Origin of the sequence: Streptomyces sp. NPDC085937 (assembly GCF_044540535.1) — a bacterium.
Classification (GTDB): Bacteria; Actinomycetota; Actinomycetes; order Streptomycetales; family Streptomycetaceae; genus Streptomyces.
In genome coordinates this window covers 39,956-55,076 of the sequence record NZ_JBITSH010000017.1, presented here as the reverse complement: position 1 = coordinate 55,076, position 15,121 = coordinate 39,956, and the positions used below count along the sequence as shown (strand labels likewise).

Sequence of the window (15,121 nt, the reverse complement as noted above, 5' to 3'; positions counted from 1 at the left end):
GGCTACCCGCCGGCGGGTACCATCTGCGCAGAGGTGGCCGTACCGCTGCCGCGAAAGACGCGTTTGAGATCCCGGTCAGGGCTAGTGGCGCAAGACCATCACGGTTCGTAAGAGCTGGGGTGTTCCTCCCGCCAGTGGTGGCCCCGACCACTTGGATTCGAGCAACCAGGTGCGTGCAGAGCACTTGGGGCCGGGGAGTGGATGCTCCTGCGATGATCCGGCACACGCTGTTCGCGACCGTGCGGCCACCTCGCTTGTCTTCGCGCAACTCCTACGGCCCGGGAGCACGGGCCATGCCCCGAAGCGGAGGAACCTCATGGCTGACGCGTTTGTCGAGGCCGAGATCAAGCGCCTGTCCCAACTGGACGACGACGCCTTCATGGACACGGTCGTCGGGTACGTCACCGGCGGCACCGGCCGGCGGATTCCGCGGAACGTACAGGGCGCGGCCCTCGGATCCGCCCGCCTTGCTCCGCGCACGCTCGACGCCCTCGAGTTGGCCATGCGACGGGCGAAGTTCTACAACCCGATCCGTGAGGGCGAGAGCAAGCGGGAGCAGCAGGCCCGCATTGCACCGTGGCGGGCGAGGATCAAGGCGGCCATGGGCCCGGTCCAGGACGTCGTCGACGACCTGGCCCACGAGCGGGCGAAGAAGCTGGCGGCGCTCGACGACGACGCCTTCACCGGCCGGTGGACAGCGTTCGTCCTCGACGAGTTGGAATCCCCTTCGGCCCGTGTCGAGGCGCTCGCCTTTCGCTCACCGAGAGTAGCGGCTAGGGCAGTCGGCGTCTGCCGCCTGATGCTCGAGGAGCCGGCCCGGTTCCTGCCGCCGGCCCCGCCCGGCGAAAGCCGCAAGGCGCGGGACCACCGCATCACGGGCTTCCGTCTGCGGGTACAGACGGAGGCCGGTTTCCTGCGGTACGCCGTGCAGTACGCGGAAGCGCGCCAGGGCCGGATGCCGAACGAACCGAACCACCGACTGCAGGCACTCAAGCTCTTGGGCAAGGCTCACCCCGAGGAGCTGCTGCAGTTGCTCCGTCAGGTCCGCGGCGAGGCGCGCGCGGCCAAGCAGGACGCGCGTCGGGAACAGCGGGACCTCCGGCGCGCGGCGCGGCCGGGCGCGCGGTAGGCCGCGCGCGCCGAACCGATCGACCCTCCAGGGCGCGCCCGATGGCGCGCCCTTCGTCATGTCTGGGCGCGCGCCGGAGAGCGGCCGCGCGCGCGATCATCGCGCGGTCCTCGGGCGCGGCCGGCCGGTCGGCGCGCGCCGCGCGGCCCTTCCGCGCCGTTGAGCGCGCGCCCTCAAACGGCTCCGCGCGCGGCCGGGGGCGCGCCGCTACGGGGCAGCACGGTCCTCGATCGGAGCACACCGCCGAAGGGCGCGCCGACGATGGGCGCGGGGCGCGCCTCGGTAAAAGTGCAGGTCAACGGGGCGCGCCTGGGCGCGCTCATGGAGGCGCGCCTTCGCGCGGGGCTCTCGGCGCGGGCGCGCGGCGCGGCCGGATGGGGCGCGCGCGTGATCGGCGCGGTGGCGCGCCGCGCGGCGCGGTCCCTCGAGGCGCGGCCCCTCGCCGGGCGCGCCCCAGTGGCGCGCCCGGCCGGCGCGCGGCGCGGTCGGTGTGGGCGCGCGCGGTCTCGAGGCGCGCCTGGGCGCGCTCGGATCGGCGCGCCGGGAGGGAGGCGCGGGCGCGCCGGTAAGGCGCGGCGATCGGGGCGCGATCGGCCGGGCGCGCGTCCGCGTGCTGGGAGCGCGCAGGCGCGCGGCGTGCCCGTTGTGAGGTGAGGTGAGGTGACGAGGGCGCGGAGAGGATCTGTGGCGGAGGGGCGCGCCCGGAGGGGTCGGGCGCGCGTCACCTCACGTCACTTCGGCCCGGCGGGCGCGCCCTCGAAGTAGGCGGCGAACATCTGCCGGATCTTCGGCTCGACCTTCGGCGCGGCCTTGTAGGCGGCGGCGAGTGCGGTGTGCCCCTCCTGCTCGAGCTGAGCGATGAGCGCGGGCCGGTGATGCTGCAGGTGGTTCCGGAGGACGGTCACGTCCGGTTCGCCCTCCCCGGAGATCGGCCCGAGGTGCTCACCCACAGTCATCATTCTGAGTCGGGCCTGTACGTCCGCCTCGGCGTGCAGTGCCTTGAGAGCGAGGGTCTCGTTCCGGCTGCGCCGGGTCGCGCGGGCCGGGGTAGGCGGCGCGCTGGGGACGTCCTGCGGCTCCTCGGCCGCGCTGGTGTCCTCGGGGGACTCGTTGGGCGGGGGCTCCTCGGCCTGCGGGTCCGGCGGCGGGGGAGCATCGCTCTCGGCCGGCGGCTCCGGCTCGGCGTGCGCCTGGTGCTCGCGGGCCTCGTCCTGCCCGGCCGGGGGCGCGGGCGTCCCGGACTCGGTGCCCGTGCTCGGCGTAGGGGTGGCGGCCTTCCGCCGCTTCTCGGCCTCCTCCTTGACGTAGGCGAGAGAGCGAGTGATCAGGTCGGCCGCGTTGAGTTCCCCCCACATCTTCGTGAAGGTCGGCACCTGCTTGAGGGTGCGGGTGCCCCACTCTGCGCGGATGGCCTGCAGACGCTTCTCCGGGTCGGCCGGGTCGTTGAGCGCCTGGTGGATCAGCGCCACGACCTGCTTTCCGACCTGCTCAGCGTTCTGGTTCTGCTGCGCGGGCGACGCCTCCTGCCGTTGGTTCCGCTGCTGCGGCTGCTGCTGGGGCCGCTGTGCCTGCTGCTCGTCCAGATACGCCTCCGGCCGGACCTCGGTGACCTGGCGGGCGGCGGCGGCCTCGTGGAAGCCCATGCGGCGGAGCAGGGCGTCGATGCTGAAATCGTCGAAGCGCTCGCTCTGGCCGGGGGCGACTTCCCAGTGCAGGGTGCGCACGCCCGTCAGGTATGCCTCGCCCAGGGCGTGAAGCTCGACGATGGCGTCGACGGCGGAGGGGAGGTTCTTCTCGGCCTTGATCTTCCGCGTCTTGTCGCGGGTGGGCTTGTCGTTCTCGAACGCCGTGACGATCTCCTGCCGGGCGATCAGGACCGTGGGGCCGGTGTGCCGCCGCAGAAGCCACAGGATCTCGCCCCACCGGTCCTTCGCCCGGTTCCACAGGTCGGGGTCCACGGTGACGGGGAGGTCCGGGTTCGGGCCGCGGCGGCGCTGCTCCTGCGCCTTCTTCTCCGCGCGCCACCGGGCGTACATCGCCTGTTCGTCGCTGAGCATGTCCCAGAGCACGGTGACGTTGTCGACGACGATCATGTTCCTCTTGCCCTCGACGGCGGGCGGCTGTGCGACGGCCCACCGGACGGCATCGAGGATGTCCTGGTAACTGCCGTCGTGCGGAACGATCTCGTAGTGCGCTCCGGGGAGGCGACCGTAGTAGTCGGCGGTTCCCTCGGACCCGCCGATCTCGATCCAGTAGGTCATCCCGAGCAACTCGGAGGCGGTGCCTTCGGCGGCGATGCGGCTCTTACCCGTCTTCTCCGGCCCGGCGAGGAGGATCATCGGGGGGTTCGGCAGCCCGGTCGGCCGCCGGGATGTACGCGCGCGTTGAGGCGCGGTGATACCAGGCATTGGGTGTTCCTCACTTCGTGGTTCCCCGGGTGCTCTCCCGCGGAGGATGCAACGGCGGAGGGCTTAACCTCTCGCCGTTGCCATCGGCTTACCATTCTACCTGCCTGGTGAGGTAGATCAATGCCGATTCAGCAGATCAGCGACGGGAGTTGTCAGCTCCGGGTCCTGGTCTTCGCGGTGGCGGGCATACCACCGGTCGAGGTCCTCGGACCCTTCGGCCGCAGCCGCCATCTGCTCCTCCGGAAGGGCCTCCCACTCGGCCACCGAGTCCGCGTACTCGGTTTCGACCGTGCCCGGGTCACGACGGTTCAGCGCGTGCGTGATCTCCTCCCACGAGGCGCCACCGAGGGCTTCGCCGAGGACGACCAGGTCGACGATCTCGTTGACCATCTGCCGCAGCCGGCGGGCGTTCTCGATGCGTTCGGCCGGGCTGGTGGCGGTGGCCGTGGCCGCGAGTGCCTGCCGGGCGAGGTCGGACAGGTCGCGGTATCCGCGGGCGGTGGCGATCCGGGCCAGGATCTCCGGTGTCATGTGGAAGGGTCCGATCATGCAGGCGGCGGGCACCCCAGGTGGGGAGCCCGCCGCTTCGGTACGGGTAGGGGCAGGATGCCTTACGGGCTGACTGCCGTCATCGGGCGGGCGAACGCGGCGAGGACCTGGTCGATGGTCGCCCGCGGCGGCAGATCGATGCCTCGCTCGGCCGCGTACGTCTTGATCAGGCGCTGACGCACCTTGCGGCCGTTGCCCTCGCTCTGGCCCATCACGCCGGCGATCTCGGAGCCGGTCAGCGCGCCGCCGGGCTCGAACACCTCACGACGTCCGTTGTCGAGGACGTCCTTGATGATCTCGTACAGCTCATCCTCCGTGCTCCACTTCGGGACGGCGTACTGCCCCTGCGGCTGCTGCTGAGGCGGCTGCTGCTGCGGGACGGTCGCCGTGACCGGACGCGGCTTGCTGGCCGCCGCAGGGACCGCCGCGGGGGCGGGCGCCGGAACCGGGGTGGGAGCTGCAGCCGGGAGCGCCTTGTGCTGCTCGAGCGGCTCGGCCGGCGACAGGGCGAACACTCCCGTGGGCTCGAGACCAGCCGCGCGGAGACCGGCGGCGGCCGTCTCCTGCAGCGGGATACCGGTGCGCGCGAGACGGAGCGGCAGCAGGGCCTCGACAGGGGCCTTCCGGCGCCACGCCCGACCGAACCGGCCGCGGAGCTGCGCCTGGTAGACGATGCGCTCCTGCTCGAGAGCGAGGACGGTGTCGTAGTCCGTGATCTCCCACAGCTTCATCCGTCGCCACAGCAGGAACGTGGGCCAGGGCGCGAGGAACCAGCGCGACCACCGGACCTTGTCCATACGCCGGCGGCGGCCCGTGACCGCGCCGATCCGGACGGCGTAGATGTGCGCGGCGATCTCGGAGACGGCGACCCACAGCAGCGACATGGCGCCGTGCGCGATCTTGGACCACAGGGAATTTCCGGCCGCGACGTTCAGCGCGCAGGTAACCAGACTGAGGAGCCAGGGCACGAGCCGCGCCCACCACAGCGGCATGTCCATCCGGATGAGGAACAGGTACGCCCCGGTGAAGACCGGGATCGCCGAGTCGATCGCGGTGGGCAGCACCCACGGCTCGGTGAAGCCCCACGACATGGCCGCCTGGGACACGGAGTCGAACGACGCGTAGAAGCCGAGTCCTCCGACACCGGCGCCGCCCACTGCGACCAGGCCGGCGCCGAACTTCTCCCAGCGGGTGAACGGCGGGACGCCGGCGCTGTCGAGGTTCTTCGGCTTCCCGCCCCGGCGGGAACGGGGGAAGAGACGGATCAAGACACCTTTCCTCTCGTTCGGGTCTCCCCGGTCGGCTTATGCTCATGGCCTTCCGGGTCGACCAAACGATATAGCGTCTTCCGTCTTCTGCGCCGGTATGGACGACCACGCCCCGTCAGCGACGTGGACGATGCGGGCATTTCGACCCCGTGGTTACCAGTCGAGCGGCTTTGCTGGCTTCCTGCGGTCCGGGCCCACGATCTTCGCCAGGTGCGCCGAGGACTCCAGCCGGGACAGCAGTCGCTCGCCCAGGATGTCCACCACGCCCATCGCCTGACTGCCCGGCTGGCGGCGGCTCCCCAGGTTTGTGGTGTACGCCGTGGGCCGCCCGGCGGAGATCCGCGCGTCGATCAGGTCGATGGTCTCCCTGCGCGCGAACTCCGTGGCGGTCACGTCCATCTCGCCACACAGCTCGTCGAGGATCAGCAGGTCGCACTCCACGAACTTCTTGCGGACCTCCCACGCCTTCATGTTGTGCGGTGCGGAGTCCGGCCTGCGCCACGTCAGGTACGTTGCGTGCTTCACGTACAGGGTCCATAGGCCCCGCTCTGCGGCTTCGTTGCCGAGCGCGCACGCGGCAGCGCTCTTGCCGCTGCCGATGGGGCCCGGCATGAGCATGTTCAGGACGGTGGGGCGCGCGTCCAGCTTCTTTGCCTCGACCAGGGAGTCGAGCCAATTCCGCAGCGTGTTGGGCTTCTGCATGTCGTCGAGGTGGCTGAACCGGAACGCCAGGTACTCGTTTTGAGCGGCGTCCTCGATGCTGTTACGCCACATGTTGAGCCGCGCGCGGGCCTGCGGCACCGACACGTCCTCCCAGAGTCCGTCCTGGGGCGCGGGCTGGGGCGGCACACCGAGCTGGGAGATGTCGGCGCCGTTGCGCTCCATCACCTTCACGATGTGGGCGCTCAGGTCGCCGAGCACGTTCAGGCCGCGCGCCGGGGCGGAGGGCGTGGTGGTCGACATCGGGGCGGCTCCTTACGGTCGTGCGATGACACCGAACGTGGCGTCGTCGGAGTCGTGCGGGGTGCTGTCGGCGTTGTCGCCGCCGGGGGTGGTGGGCGCGTCCTGGCGGCCCCAGGTGGCCTCATCGCTGTACGGCACGCGGCCGGCGGGTCGGCTGGGGACGATGTGGTTCGTGGCCACGCCGAGGGCGGTCTGCCACTGCTGTGCGCTGGGCAGGTGCTTGCGTGCTTGGCGGAGGGCGTCCGCGCACTGCCGTTGGGTGTATCCCGCCTCGAGTGCCTTCTTCACCATGCCGCGCATGGCCAGGTAGCCGTTGGTCCGGCCGACGTACTTGCCGAGGTGCTTCTCGGCGTCGTCCCACCACCACTTCGCGACTGCTTCAGCGGCCGCGTCCAGGGCGGCCTTCTCCTCGTCCTTCTGCTTGGCTGCGGCCGCCTTCTTCGCGTCGTCGGCGGCCTTCTGCTCCGGTGTGCGACGGGGGCGCCGCTTCTTCGGCGGTGCGGCGGGCGGCTCGGCGTTGGCGGCCGCGGGTTCCGGCTCGACGTGGGCGGGCGGCTCCTCGTCGGCGTAGGGGTCCGGCTCGAAGCCGTCGCTGCCCAGGGTGCCGTCGGGGTACTGCACGAGGAACGTGCCGTCTTCCTGCTCGATGACGGGGACCGCGGGGTCCTTCTGCGTGCTGAAAATCTCGTGGTCGCGGACCCACTGCTGCAGGGGCGTGCCTGACAGGGCGGTCCCCATCACGCACTTGCCGTTGCGGAGCTTGCGGCGCTCCAGGCGGTAGTGGCCGGCGACCTGCAGTTCCCGAAGGGCCGTGCGGATCGCTTCGCGCCCTTCGCGGCCTTCGCCTCGGGAGAGTTGCTCGGCGCGGACCTGCCATCCCTCCTTCTGGTCGAGGAGGTAGACCAGGAGCCCGAGCGCGCGGTAGCTGAGGCTGGTGTTGCGGACCGTCGCGGATACCACGTGCACGAAATGAGGCTGGTTGATCCGGACCCCGGCCGGGTTGGACAGGCGGCTCATGCGGAGGCCTCACTGGCGGTGTCGGTCAGGCGGAAGTACGTGCGGTGCGTACGGTGGCCGTCGTCGCGTACGTAGCAGCGGCGTCGTTCGGCCATGCCCGCGGTGCGCAACTCGTTGAGCGCGGCGCGCACCTGGTGGGAGTTCAGGCTGAGCCCTTTGCATATGGACGCCACGGCCACCCACTCGCCGTCGGGGTGAAGGGCAAGCTGGAACAGGACACGGTGCGCGCGGTCGGAGAGGTCCCGGGTGCTGGTGGTCACGGTGGTGGTCATCGTTGTGGTCCCTGGGGAAACGGGCCCGGCCGCGGGGGGCCGGACCCATGCGGCCGTCGTCACTCGCTCGCGCCGGGCTGCGCCGTGGGCAGCAACTCCGGCGTCTCCCGCAGGTACTCGTTGAGTTCGCCCCGCCTGTACGCGGCGAGGAGCACGGCCTTCCCGATCGGCTGGCCCTTGTGCTTGTTCCAGGTCCAGGTGACGGTGCCGGTGGGCTTCCCGCCCGGCACGAACTTGATCCCCGGGACGACCTCACCGGTCCGCGAGTCGAAGATCGTGCCCGTCTCTGGGTCCCGCTGCGCGTGCGCCAGGACCGCGTTCACGAACGCGGGCTTCGGGACGATGACGATGTCGATCTCGTCCTTCTCCTCCGCGTACGCCTCGAACGCGGCGGCGTCGGCGACCTCAAACCGGTCCTTCGTGGTGTTGACCTTGTAGTGGCCCACCTTCTCGCCGCCGACCTCGACAACGAGTTCCGGCCGCTTCGTCGCCTGGAAGTCCTCCACCAGAGGGTCGCGCGGAGCGTCCTTGCGCGGCTTGATGACCTTCTGCTGGTGTTCTTCCATCGCGCGGGCGAGCGCGCCTACCAGCGCGAGGGTGGACAGCGGGATGCCCTGGGGCTCCTCGGACTGGGTGTCCTCGGTGACGTCGTGCGACATCTGGGTGTTCCTCTCCTCCCCGGACGCGTCGGCCCAGGGTTTGGGTCCTCCCGGGCGGGGTGTTCTCGGGGCGTCACCTTGAGGTACGTCGCCGGCCGATTTTTGTTACACCTAGGCCCAGGTAGCTGGGTTGCTCTCCCAACCGCTCCGAATAGTACACCGAGGCAAAGGGCTTGTGGAGTGCGCGACGTAAGCGGCGCACCCACCTACGTTCCTCCCGGCTCTGCAGCGTGCGGCGACGTCACCGAACGCGGCGGGGCCCCGGCTCCACCCCATCCGGAACGAGGGCGGAGCTGGCCCGGCGGCGGGTGAGGACCGGCCATGACGGCATGTCCCGCTTGCGAGGCGGGGCGCCGCGGTAGAAGTCCGCGGGCTCGCAGCCCTCACCCGTCGCCGGACACCGACCGCATGGGAGAGGACCGCACCAGCCGTGACCGAGACGATCGCCAGGCCGCCGCGCTTCATCGCCTACCTGCCGCTCACCGACCTGACACCGGCGGACCGCAACCCCAAGCGGCACGAACTCGAGCTCATGATCGCGTCGATCGACATGCACGGCCTGGTGGAGATCCCGGTCGTCGACGAACGCACCCAGAAGACCCTTCACGGCCACGGCCGCCGCGAATCCCTGATCGAGATGCAGAACCGCGGCATGCGCGCGCCGAGCGGCATCGTCATCGACGAGGACGGTGGCTGGCTCGTCCCGGTCCTGCGCGGCTGGGCGTCCAAGAGCGATGCCGATGCCGAGGCCCTCGCCATCAAGCTCAACCGGCTGCCCGGCGAGGGCGGATGGAACCCGCGCGAGCTCGCCGAGATCCTCGAGGACCTGGCCACCGGTGAGCCGGAGCTGTTCGACTCCCTCGCCATCACGGACGACGAGATGGACAAGCTGTTCGCCCAGGTCGACCCCGAGACCCTGCCCGGCGGCGGCCGCGAAGACGAAACGCCCCTGCTCCACCTGCCCGACGACGGAGAACGCAGCGGCGACGACCTCAGCCCGGACGATGAGGGACGCGCCCCCCACACCGCGTGCCCCGCCTGCGGGCACATGTTCACCCCCAGCCGCTGACCGCCCCTTCCGAGGAACACCATGGCCACCCGACGCAAGGCACGCCGGCCCCAGAGCCGGGCCGGCCGCCCGCGCCTACTCTCCGAAGAGGTCGAGCAGCGTCTCGTCGCGGCCTCGCGCACGGGCGTTGCTGTCGAACTGGCCGCCGAGATGGCCGGCGTCTCCCGCTCGAGCTTCCTCGCATGGATGGCCCGCGGCCGCGCCGAGATCGAGGCCCGCGAAACAGGCGAGAAGCCGAACCCGGACGAGGAGGAGTACGCGGCCCTGTACGAGAAGGTCCGCACCGCCCGCGCCTCCGCGGCCGCGCGCGCCATGATGAACATCCGCCGGGTCGCCGACGGCGGCATCGTCACCAAGGTCACCACCCGCAAGTTCCGGGACTCGGTGACCGGCGAGATCGTCGAGGAGACCGTGGAAGACCGCACGGCCCCCGACTGGCGCGCCGATGCCTGGTACCTGGAGCGGCAGCACCGCGACCAGTACGGCAAGGACGCCACCCTGGCCGTCGAGATCACCGGCCTGGGCGACATGCCAACCGGCGGCGACGACCAGGCCGTCGACCTGGCTGCGCTCGCCGAGCGCCTGGACCGCTCCCTCTTCGCGGTCGAGTACCCGCCGGAACTCGAGGACGGCAGCATCGTCGACGCCGAGGTCCTGGAGTGAATGTCGGCCCGCTGAGCTAGGGTCCGCCCGCATGGGAATCGCTGACACGTCCATCGCAGCCGCTGCCGCCGCCCTCAGCGGCGTGGCTGCCTTCGCCTCCTGGCGGGCCTCTAGAGAAGCCAACGCGACTGCCGGCTCCGTCGCCCAGATCGAACGGGACCGGTGGCACAACGCGCTGACGCCGCAGCTACGGATGCGGCAACAGCCCGACGGCCTCGATGTCCTGTATGAGGGCCCTGGGTCCCTGGGGCGCCTGCAGGTGCACCTGCAGGTGCGCGACGACCGCGACCGCTCGAACGACGTCGAACTTGCGGGCAGCGTCACCAGGGAGATGCGGGCCGAAGTGATCTGGGGCCCGCGGCGCTTCCGGCCGGGCATCGACGGGGCGGACGGGCAAGGCCGCACGGTGGGCCCGTTCTTCCTGGAGCCCAGCGACATGACCCGCCTCGCCACCGACTCCTCCGTGCGGCCGTCCTGGTACGAGGGCGTGGAGGGAGAGCAGCGTTGGCGGGAGCAGTACAGAGATGGCCGCATGCGGCTGTGGGCCACCTGCACCGCCGAGGGCCACAAGCCGTGGCGCCTCAGCTTCGTGGTGCCGGGCGGAGGCCACTGGGGTCGCACAGGCCCCATCGCGCAGGTGTGACGGCCACGGCGCGACGTTAGCCGTCGACGCCTTGCACGGTGCCCCTCCCTGATCACACAGCGGAGGGCACCACCGTGACGAACATCGACATCATCTCCCGCGGTACCTGGGGAGCACAGGCATGGAACGGCACTCCGGCGTCCGTTCCCCTGAGCCGCCGCACCGAATTCTTCATCCACTACGACGGCGGCACCCCGATCACCCGCACCGGCTACTCGATCATGCGCGCGATCGAGGCCGGGCATCTGGCACAGGGGTGGTCGGGGGTCGGCTACCACTTCGTCGTCGACCAGGCCGGCAACATCTACGAGGGCCGCGGCTGGTACCTGCAGGGCGCCCACTGCCCCGATCACAACATCACCGGCATCGGTGTGCAGATCGCCATCGGAGGCGACCAGAAGCCCAGCGCGAAGGCCCTGGCCGCAGCCCGAGCCCTGTACGAGAAGGCGTGCGAACTTACCGGCCGCCGACTGGCGATGAAGGGCCACCGGGACGGCTTCGCCACGCAGTGCCCCGGCAAGCACCTGTACGCGTGGGTGCAGCAGGGCATGCCGGCCGGGGACTACAAGCCCGCCCCGGACCCGGGCGGCTCGATCCCGGACGGCGGCTCGGGCTCCATCGCCCGCTACAAGGTCACCATCAAGGGCCTCGAGTACGGGTACGGGGCGTACGGCGCCCACGTCACCCGGGTCGGTCAGGAGCTGGTGAAGCGCGGGTTTGGACGGCACTACACCTCGGGCCCCGGGCCGCGCTGGACGGACGCCGACACCGCCAACTACGCGGAGTTCCAGAAGTCCCTCGGCTACACCGGGAAGGCCGCCGACGGCATCCCGGGCGAGGCGTCCCTCAAGGAGCTTCTCGGCACCCTCCCGAGCAAGGTCACCGTGAAGCCGGCGCCGCCGTTCCCCGGCCGGGACAAGTTCGGGCCGGGGAAGTCGAACGCGCACATCACCACGCTCGGGCAGCAGCTGGTCCGCAAGGGCTACGGCAGGCACTACACGAAGGGGCCGGGCCCGCGCTGGTCGGACGCGGACCGGGAGAACGTCCGCGACTTCCAGCTCTCGCGCAAGGAACTGGCAGGTGACGCGGACGGCCTGCCCGGACCGCTGACCTGGAAGCTCCTGTTCTCCTGACCGTTCAGCCGGCCCCCTGCCTGGGGGCCGGCTCACATCGAAAGGCCCTCCGTGGCAGGCGAGACCGTCATCACCGTCGTCGGCAACCTGGTCGACGACCCCGAACTCCGATTCACCCCGTCCGGCGCCGCGGTGGCCAAGTTCCGCGTCGCCTCGACCCCCCGCACCTTCGACCGCCAGACGAACGAGTGGAAGGACGGCGAGAGCCTGTTCCTGACCTGCGCCGTGTGGCGCCAGGCGGCGGAGAACGTCGCCGAGTCTCTCCAGCGCGGCATGCGCGTGATTGTGCAGGGACGCCTCAAGCAGCGCTCCTACGAGGACCGTGAGGGCGTCAAGCGCACGGTCTACGAGCTGGACGTCGAGGAGGTCGGGGCGAGCCTGCGCAACGCCACCGCGAAGGTCACCAGGAGCGGGAGCACCGGGCAGCGTTCGTCGGCCGCCGCGGCGCAGGGGCGCCCTGCGGCCGACGACCCGTGGAACGCCCCGAGCGGGGACGAGCCACCGTTCTGATACCGCGCACGACGTAGGGCCCCCAGATCGGCGTCTGGGGGCCCTACGGGTCTTTCAGGCGGCTGCGACCGTCCAGGCCGAGTCCAGGATCAGCAGATCGTTCCTGCCTTCCTCCTGCGGCCGTGCCGGGAGATCGGCGGGGGGCGTCTCGCCCGGAGGCCCCTCCGGCGTCGGGTCGGGCGCCTGATCGGCCGGAGGCTCTACGGGGTCGGTGGGCGGGGGGTCCACCGGCGACACCGGCTCCGTGGGCGCAGGCGGCTCGACCGGGGGCATCGACGGTTCCTCTCCCACCGGTGGTGTCACCGGGGGTGTCGTGGCCGGCGGTGGCGTCACCGGCGGCGGGGTGGTCGCCGGTGGTGACGTCGGGGGCGTCGTGGCGGGCGGGGTGGTCGCCGGAGGTGTTGCCGCGGGCGGCTTGGTCGGCTCCTGCGGCGGGGCCGTATCCGCAGGCGGCTTCGTCGGCTCCGCCGGCGGCGTGGTTGCCGGGGGCTTCGGCTCCACTGGGGTCGTGGACGGCTGCGTCGCCGGCTGGGTGGTCTGCGGCGGGCTGGTCGGTTCTGTGGTCGGCCCACTGGGGCCCGACGCCGGTTCGATACCCGCAGCGATGGCCACGATGTCCTCGCCCCCGGGAGCATCGACGCTGGGGCCCAACGGCGCCTGGTCCAGGCCCAGTACCAGCCGGGCCGCCATGATGGTGGGCGTGTCTGCGGGCACGGGGACCGGCGTCTGCGCGATGAGTTGGTGCACCTGGTTCTGGTCCAGGCCCAGCGTGCCGAGAGTCAGCGCGGCCAGTCGGGGAGGAAGAGGCGTCGCCATCACCTCGCCCATCGGGGTGACCCCGCGGTCAGCCTGGGCGATCAGCGTGCCGTACTCCGCAAGCCGCGCCGCGTCGGTGCCCCACAGCGCGTACCGGCCGTGAACCTGCAGGTTGGGGTAGAGGTCCTGCGTTCCGTCCTGCCGCGCCCACGTCTGCGCATAGGCGGCGTCGTAGAAGATGCGCAGGCCGATGCGCTCGCTGCCGTAGCTGAACGTGAAGATCGTGCTGTCCGGGCCGGTGGCGGCCTTGGTCGCCATGACCTTGCCGTCGGCGTCGGTGCACTCGGCCTCGAGGGGACTGATCGGGTCACAGTCGATGTTGTTGGCGCCGGCGAAGTGAGTGAACCGCGGCTCCAGGAACGGCGCCCGCTGAGGGTCGGCAGGCGAGTCGGGGGACGCGTCGGGTGCAGTCGCCGCTGTCTGTGAAGGAGCTTCGGGGGCGGTGCTGCCGACGTTGGTGTAGCGGCCCAGGGCCCAGCTCGCGGCCAGCGCGGGAAGCAGAGCAGCGACGAGGACGGCCCTGCGGCGCCGCCTGTTCGAGGGCTGCTCCTTGACGACGTCGTCGAGAGGGGCCACCGGCGGACGGTCCACGCTGGGCGGGGCGGGCCTGGTCAGGCCGAGCAGGTCGTCGAAGTCCTTGAACTCCCCCGGGCACTGCTCACGGATCATCCGCTCCGCTGCCTCGAGGGCGATGCCCGGCATCACGTTGCGCACGTTGCGCACGGCGCTGCTGAACGTCTGCCCGGAGGACAGAAAGAGCGTCCGGGCGCCGTTGATGTTGTAGAGCGCGGCGTCGGTGGGGAACTCCCCAACGACGATGCTGAGCTTGTCGGTGGGGCTGCTCAACTCAGGTGATCCTTCGCCCGGCGCTCGAGTATCTTCGCCATCGCCTGGGCGGTCTCCTCGAGGCGCTCAGGTGTGATCTCCTCGATGTCGGAGACCACGAGCTGGCCCCCGCCGGGCAGCGCGACCTCGGTGCGGTGGAGGTCCGTCTCCTCCAGGCCGTCGTCGGTGCCGGCGTCCTCGCGGCTCTCAACTGGGTTGAGGGTCCGCATGAAGGCGGTCATCATCGCGTCGTGGGTCTGCTGGATCCGCTCCGAGCTGCGGATGTGACCAGGTGCCAGGGCGCCCGCGGCCGCCAGGGCGCGCCGGGTGTCGGTGTCGTGGGGGATGGGGCCGCCCTCGAGCGCGCGCTCCAAGCGCTCGGAGCCCTTGTCAGCGCGTCGCAACATGAGGCGCCCTCTCCTGTGTCGTATTGACCCGAACACCGACAACTCTTCCTCTGCCCACTGCGATGGTCAGGAGTTCCTCCACCAGGTCGGCGGAAGAGTCCCCCTCCGGCAGCACCTGGGCCAGTCTGCGCAAAGACCGTACCGTCAGGGTGCGCACTGCGCCCTCCGTCTTGCCCATGATCTGAGCAGTATGCGCGGGACTGCAGCCGTCGAAGAAGCGGAGCCGTAGGCAGGTGCGCTGATCCGGCTTGAGTTCGTTCATCCTCGAGGCGATGGCTTCGGCGAGCTGCCGGCGTTCGACCTGCTGGGGCACGGACAGGCCCGGTCGCGGGCGGTCGAGCTGCAGGTGGTCGGCCTGCAGGACCTCGGTGGGGCGCCGCTGTTCCTTGCGCAAGTGGTCGACGGCGGTGTTCCGGGTGATGGTCATCAGCCAGCCCATGAGGTTCGTGCCGGGCCGGTAACGCGCCACGTTCTGCGCCACCTTGATCCAGACCTCTTGGGCGATGTCCTCGGAGATGTGGGGGTCGCGGACGTACTGCCGCACCCAGTTGTGCACCGTCGAGTGCAGCCGGGAGTACAGCTCGCTCATGGCCGACGGGGCGTCGGCGCCGCCGGCGGCCGCGCGGGCGATGAGCTGGTCATTGGTTGCTGCAGTTGCGGTCACGGCGTGGTGTCCCCCCATGTGCCGACGAGGCGCCCGATGTGCGGGGTCGGATTGCTCGGGACACCCAACCGGGTACAGGAGGATCGTCTTCCGCTGTGGCGCGAACGAAGCATAACCGGCCATGTT

16 protein-coding genes are annotated in these 15,121 nt (G+C 71.0%); 6 read left to right on the top strand and 10 right to left on the bottom strand.

Going from position 1 to position 15,121, the window contains the following annotated elements:
• The first annotated feature begins 316 nt into the window (after positions 1 to 316).
• Entirely contained in the window at positions 317 to 1,129 is an 813-nt protein-coding gene (locus ACIF8S_RS28550) for a hypothetical protein (RefSeq protein WP_400002862.1), read from the top strand.
• A gap of 731 nt (positions 1,130 to 1,860) precedes the next feature.
• Here ACIF8S_RS28550 and ACIF8S_RS28545 read toward each other — a convergent pair.
• The 7 genes from ACIF8S_RS28545 to ACIF8S_RS28515 form a co-directional block, all read right to left on the bottom strand.
• The gene (locus tag ACIF8S_RS28545; RefSeq protein WP_400002860.1) at positions 1,861 to 3,468 is read right to left on the bottom strand and encodes a hypothetical protein; all 1,608 of its coding nucleotides are present in this window, start codon (positions 3,466 to 3,468) and stop codon (positions 1,861 to 1,863) included.
• Between the two features lie 186 nt (positions 3,469 to 3,654).
• Positions 3,655 to 4,068: a hypothetical protein gene (locus tag ACIF8S_RS28540; RefSeq protein ID WP_400002858.1), complete on the bottom strand. Its 414-nt coding sequence runs from the start codon at positions 4,066 to 4,068 to the stop codon at positions 3,655 to 3,657.
• 80 nt (positions 4,069 to 4,148) lie between these two features.
• Entirely contained in the window at positions 4,149 to 5,354 is a 1,206-nt protein-coding gene (locus tag ACIF8S_RS28535) for a DUF2637 domain-containing protein (RefSeq protein ID WP_400002856.1), read from the bottom strand.
• A gap of 153 nt (positions 5,355 to 5,507) precedes the next feature.
• The gene (locus ACIF8S_RS28530; protein ID WP_400002854.1) at positions 5,508 to 6,317 is read right to left on the bottom strand and encodes an ATP-binding protein; all 810 of its coding nucleotides are present in this window, start codon (positions 6,315 to 6,317) and stop codon (positions 5,508 to 5,510) included.
• A gap of 12 nt (positions 6,318 to 6,329) precedes the next feature.
• On the bottom strand, positions 6,330 to 7,334 hold the full coding sequence (locus tag ACIF8S_RS28525; protein WP_400002852.1) for a hypothetical protein: 1,005 nt from the start codon (positions 7,332 to 7,334) through the stop codon (positions 6,330 to 6,332).
• On the bottom strand, positions 7,331 to 7,606 hold the full coding sequence (locus ACIF8S_RS28520) for a MarR family transcriptional regulator (RefSeq protein ID WP_400002850.1): 276 nt from the start codon (positions 7,604 to 7,606) through the stop codon (positions 7,331 to 7,333). The genes ACIF8S_RS28525 and ACIF8S_RS28520 overlap by 4 nt, the downstream gene beginning before the upstream one ends.
• A 59-nt stretch (positions 7,607 to 7,665) precedes the next feature.
• The gene (locus ACIF8S_RS28515; RefSeq protein WP_400002848.1) at positions 7,666 to 8,265 is read right to left on the bottom strand and encodes a hypothetical protein; all 600 of its coding nucleotides are present in this window, start codon (positions 8,263 to 8,265) and stop codon (positions 7,666 to 7,668) included.
• Between the two features lie 430 nt (positions 8,266 to 8,695).
• Between ACIF8S_RS28515 and ACIF8S_RS28510 the strand changes: the two genes are divergently transcribed.
• The 5 genes from ACIF8S_RS28510 (at position 8,696) to ACIF8S_RS28490 (ending at position 12,283) form a co-directional block, all read left to right on the top strand.
• Complete coding sequence (locus ACIF8S_RS28510; protein WP_400002846.1) at positions 8,696 to 9,334, top strand: hypothetical protein; 639 nt, start codon at positions 8,696 to 8,698, stop codon at positions 9,332 to 9,334.
• Between the two features lie 21 nt (positions 9,335 to 9,355).
• On the top strand, positions 9,356 to 9,997 hold the full coding sequence (locus ACIF8S_RS28505) for a hypothetical protein (RefSeq protein WP_400002844.1): 642 nt from the start codon (positions 9,356 to 9,358) through the stop codon (positions 9,995 to 9,997).
• 31 nt (positions 9,998 to 10,028) lie between these two features.
• On the top strand, positions 10,029 to 10,640 hold the full coding sequence (locus ACIF8S_RS28500) for a hypothetical protein (RefSeq protein WP_400002842.1): 612 nt from the start codon (positions 10,029 to 10,031) through the stop codon (positions 10,638 to 10,640).
• 74 nt (positions 10,641 to 10,714) lie between these two features.
• Positions 10,715 to 11,773, top strand: a complete 1,059-nt coding sequence (locus tag ACIF8S_RS28495; protein WP_400002840.1) for a peptidoglycan-binding protein — start codon at positions 10,715 to 10,717, stop codon at positions 11,771 to 11,773.
• Positions 11,774 to 11,824: 51 nt separating this feature from the next.
• Positions 11,825 to 12,283, top strand: a complete 459-nt coding sequence (locus tag ACIF8S_RS28490; RefSeq protein WP_400002838.1) for a single-stranded DNA-binding protein — start codon at positions 11,825 to 11,827, stop codon at positions 12,281 to 12,283.
• A gap of 54 nt (positions 12,284 to 12,337) precedes the next feature.
• Here the strand turns inward: ACIF8S_RS28490 and ACIF8S_RS28485 are convergent, their stop codons facing one another.
• From ACIF8S_RS28485 to ACIF8S_RS28475, 3 genes are read right to left on the bottom strand one after another with little or no spacing between them, the layout of a single operon-like run.
• Positions 12,338 to 13,945 carry a hypothetical protein gene (locus ACIF8S_RS28485; RefSeq protein ID WP_400002836.1) on the bottom strand — a complete coding sequence of 536 codons (1,608 nt, stop codon included), beginning with the start codon at positions 13,943 to 13,945 and terminating at the stop codon, positions 12,338 to 12,340.
• A complete protein-coding gene (locus ACIF8S_RS28480; protein ID WP_400002834.1) occupies positions 13,942 to 14,331 on the bottom strand; it encodes a hypothetical protein in 390 nt (129 codons plus the stop codon). Before ACIF8S_RS28480 ends, ACIF8S_RS28485 begins: the two co-directional genes overlap by 4 nt.
• Positions 14,315 to 14,995 (bottom strand): RNA polymerase sigma factor, encoded by a 681-nt coding sequence (locus tag ACIF8S_RS28475; RefSeq protein WP_400002832.1) that lies wholly within the window; start codon positions 14,993 to 14,995, stop codon positions 14,315 to 14,317. The genes ACIF8S_RS28480 and ACIF8S_RS28475 overlap by 17 nt, the downstream gene beginning before the upstream one ends.
• Between the last annotated feature and the right edge of the window lie 126 nt (positions 14,996 to 15,121).

What these genes read in the sequence shown, in the direction of transcription:
- ACIF8S_RS28525 (WP_400002852.1), bottom strand. Translation starts at nt 7,334, where the DNA reads ATGAGCCGCCTGTCCAACCCGGCCGGGGTCCGGATCAACCAGCCTCAT.
- ACIF8S_RS28530 (WP_400002854.1), bottom strand. Translation starts at nt 6,317, where the DNA reads ATGTCGACCACCACGCCCTCCGCCCCGGCGCGCGGCCTGAACGTGCTC.
- ACIF8S_RS28520 (WP_400002850.1), bottom strand. Translation starts at nt 7,606, where the DNA reads ATGACCACCACCGTGACCACCAGCACCCGGGACCTCTCCGACCGCGCG.
- ACIF8S_RS28550 (WP_400002862.1), top strand. Translation starts at nt 317, where the DNA reads ATGGCTGACGCGTTTGTCGAGGCCGAGATCAAGCGCCTGTCCCAACTG.
- ACIF8S_RS28545 (WP_400002860.1), bottom strand. Translation starts at nt 3,468, where the DNA reads ATGATCCTCCTCGCCGGGCCGGAGAAGACGGGTAAGAGCCGCATCGCC.
- ACIF8S_RS28500 (WP_400002842.1), top strand. Translation starts at nt 10,029, where the DNA reads ATGGGAATCGCTGACACGTCCATCGCAGCCGCTGCCGCCGCCCTCAGC.
- ACIF8S_RS28505 (WP_400002844.1), top strand. Translation starts at nt 9,356, where the DNA reads ATGGCCACCCGACGCAAGGCACGCCGGCCCCAGAGCCGGGCCGGCCGC.
- ACIF8S_RS28515 (WP_400002848.1), bottom strand. Translation starts at nt 8,265, where the DNA reads ATGTCGCACGACGTCACCGAGGACACCCAGTCCGAGGAGCCCCAGGGC.
- ACIF8S_RS28480 (WP_400002834.1), bottom strand. Translation starts at nt 14,331, where the DNA reads ATGTTGCGACGCGCTGACAAGGGCTCCGAGCGCTTGGAGCGCGCGCTC.
- ACIF8S_RS28540 (WP_400002858.1), bottom strand. Translation starts at nt 4,068, where the DNA reads ATGACACCGGAGATCCTGGCCCGGATCGCCACCGCCCGCGGATACCGC.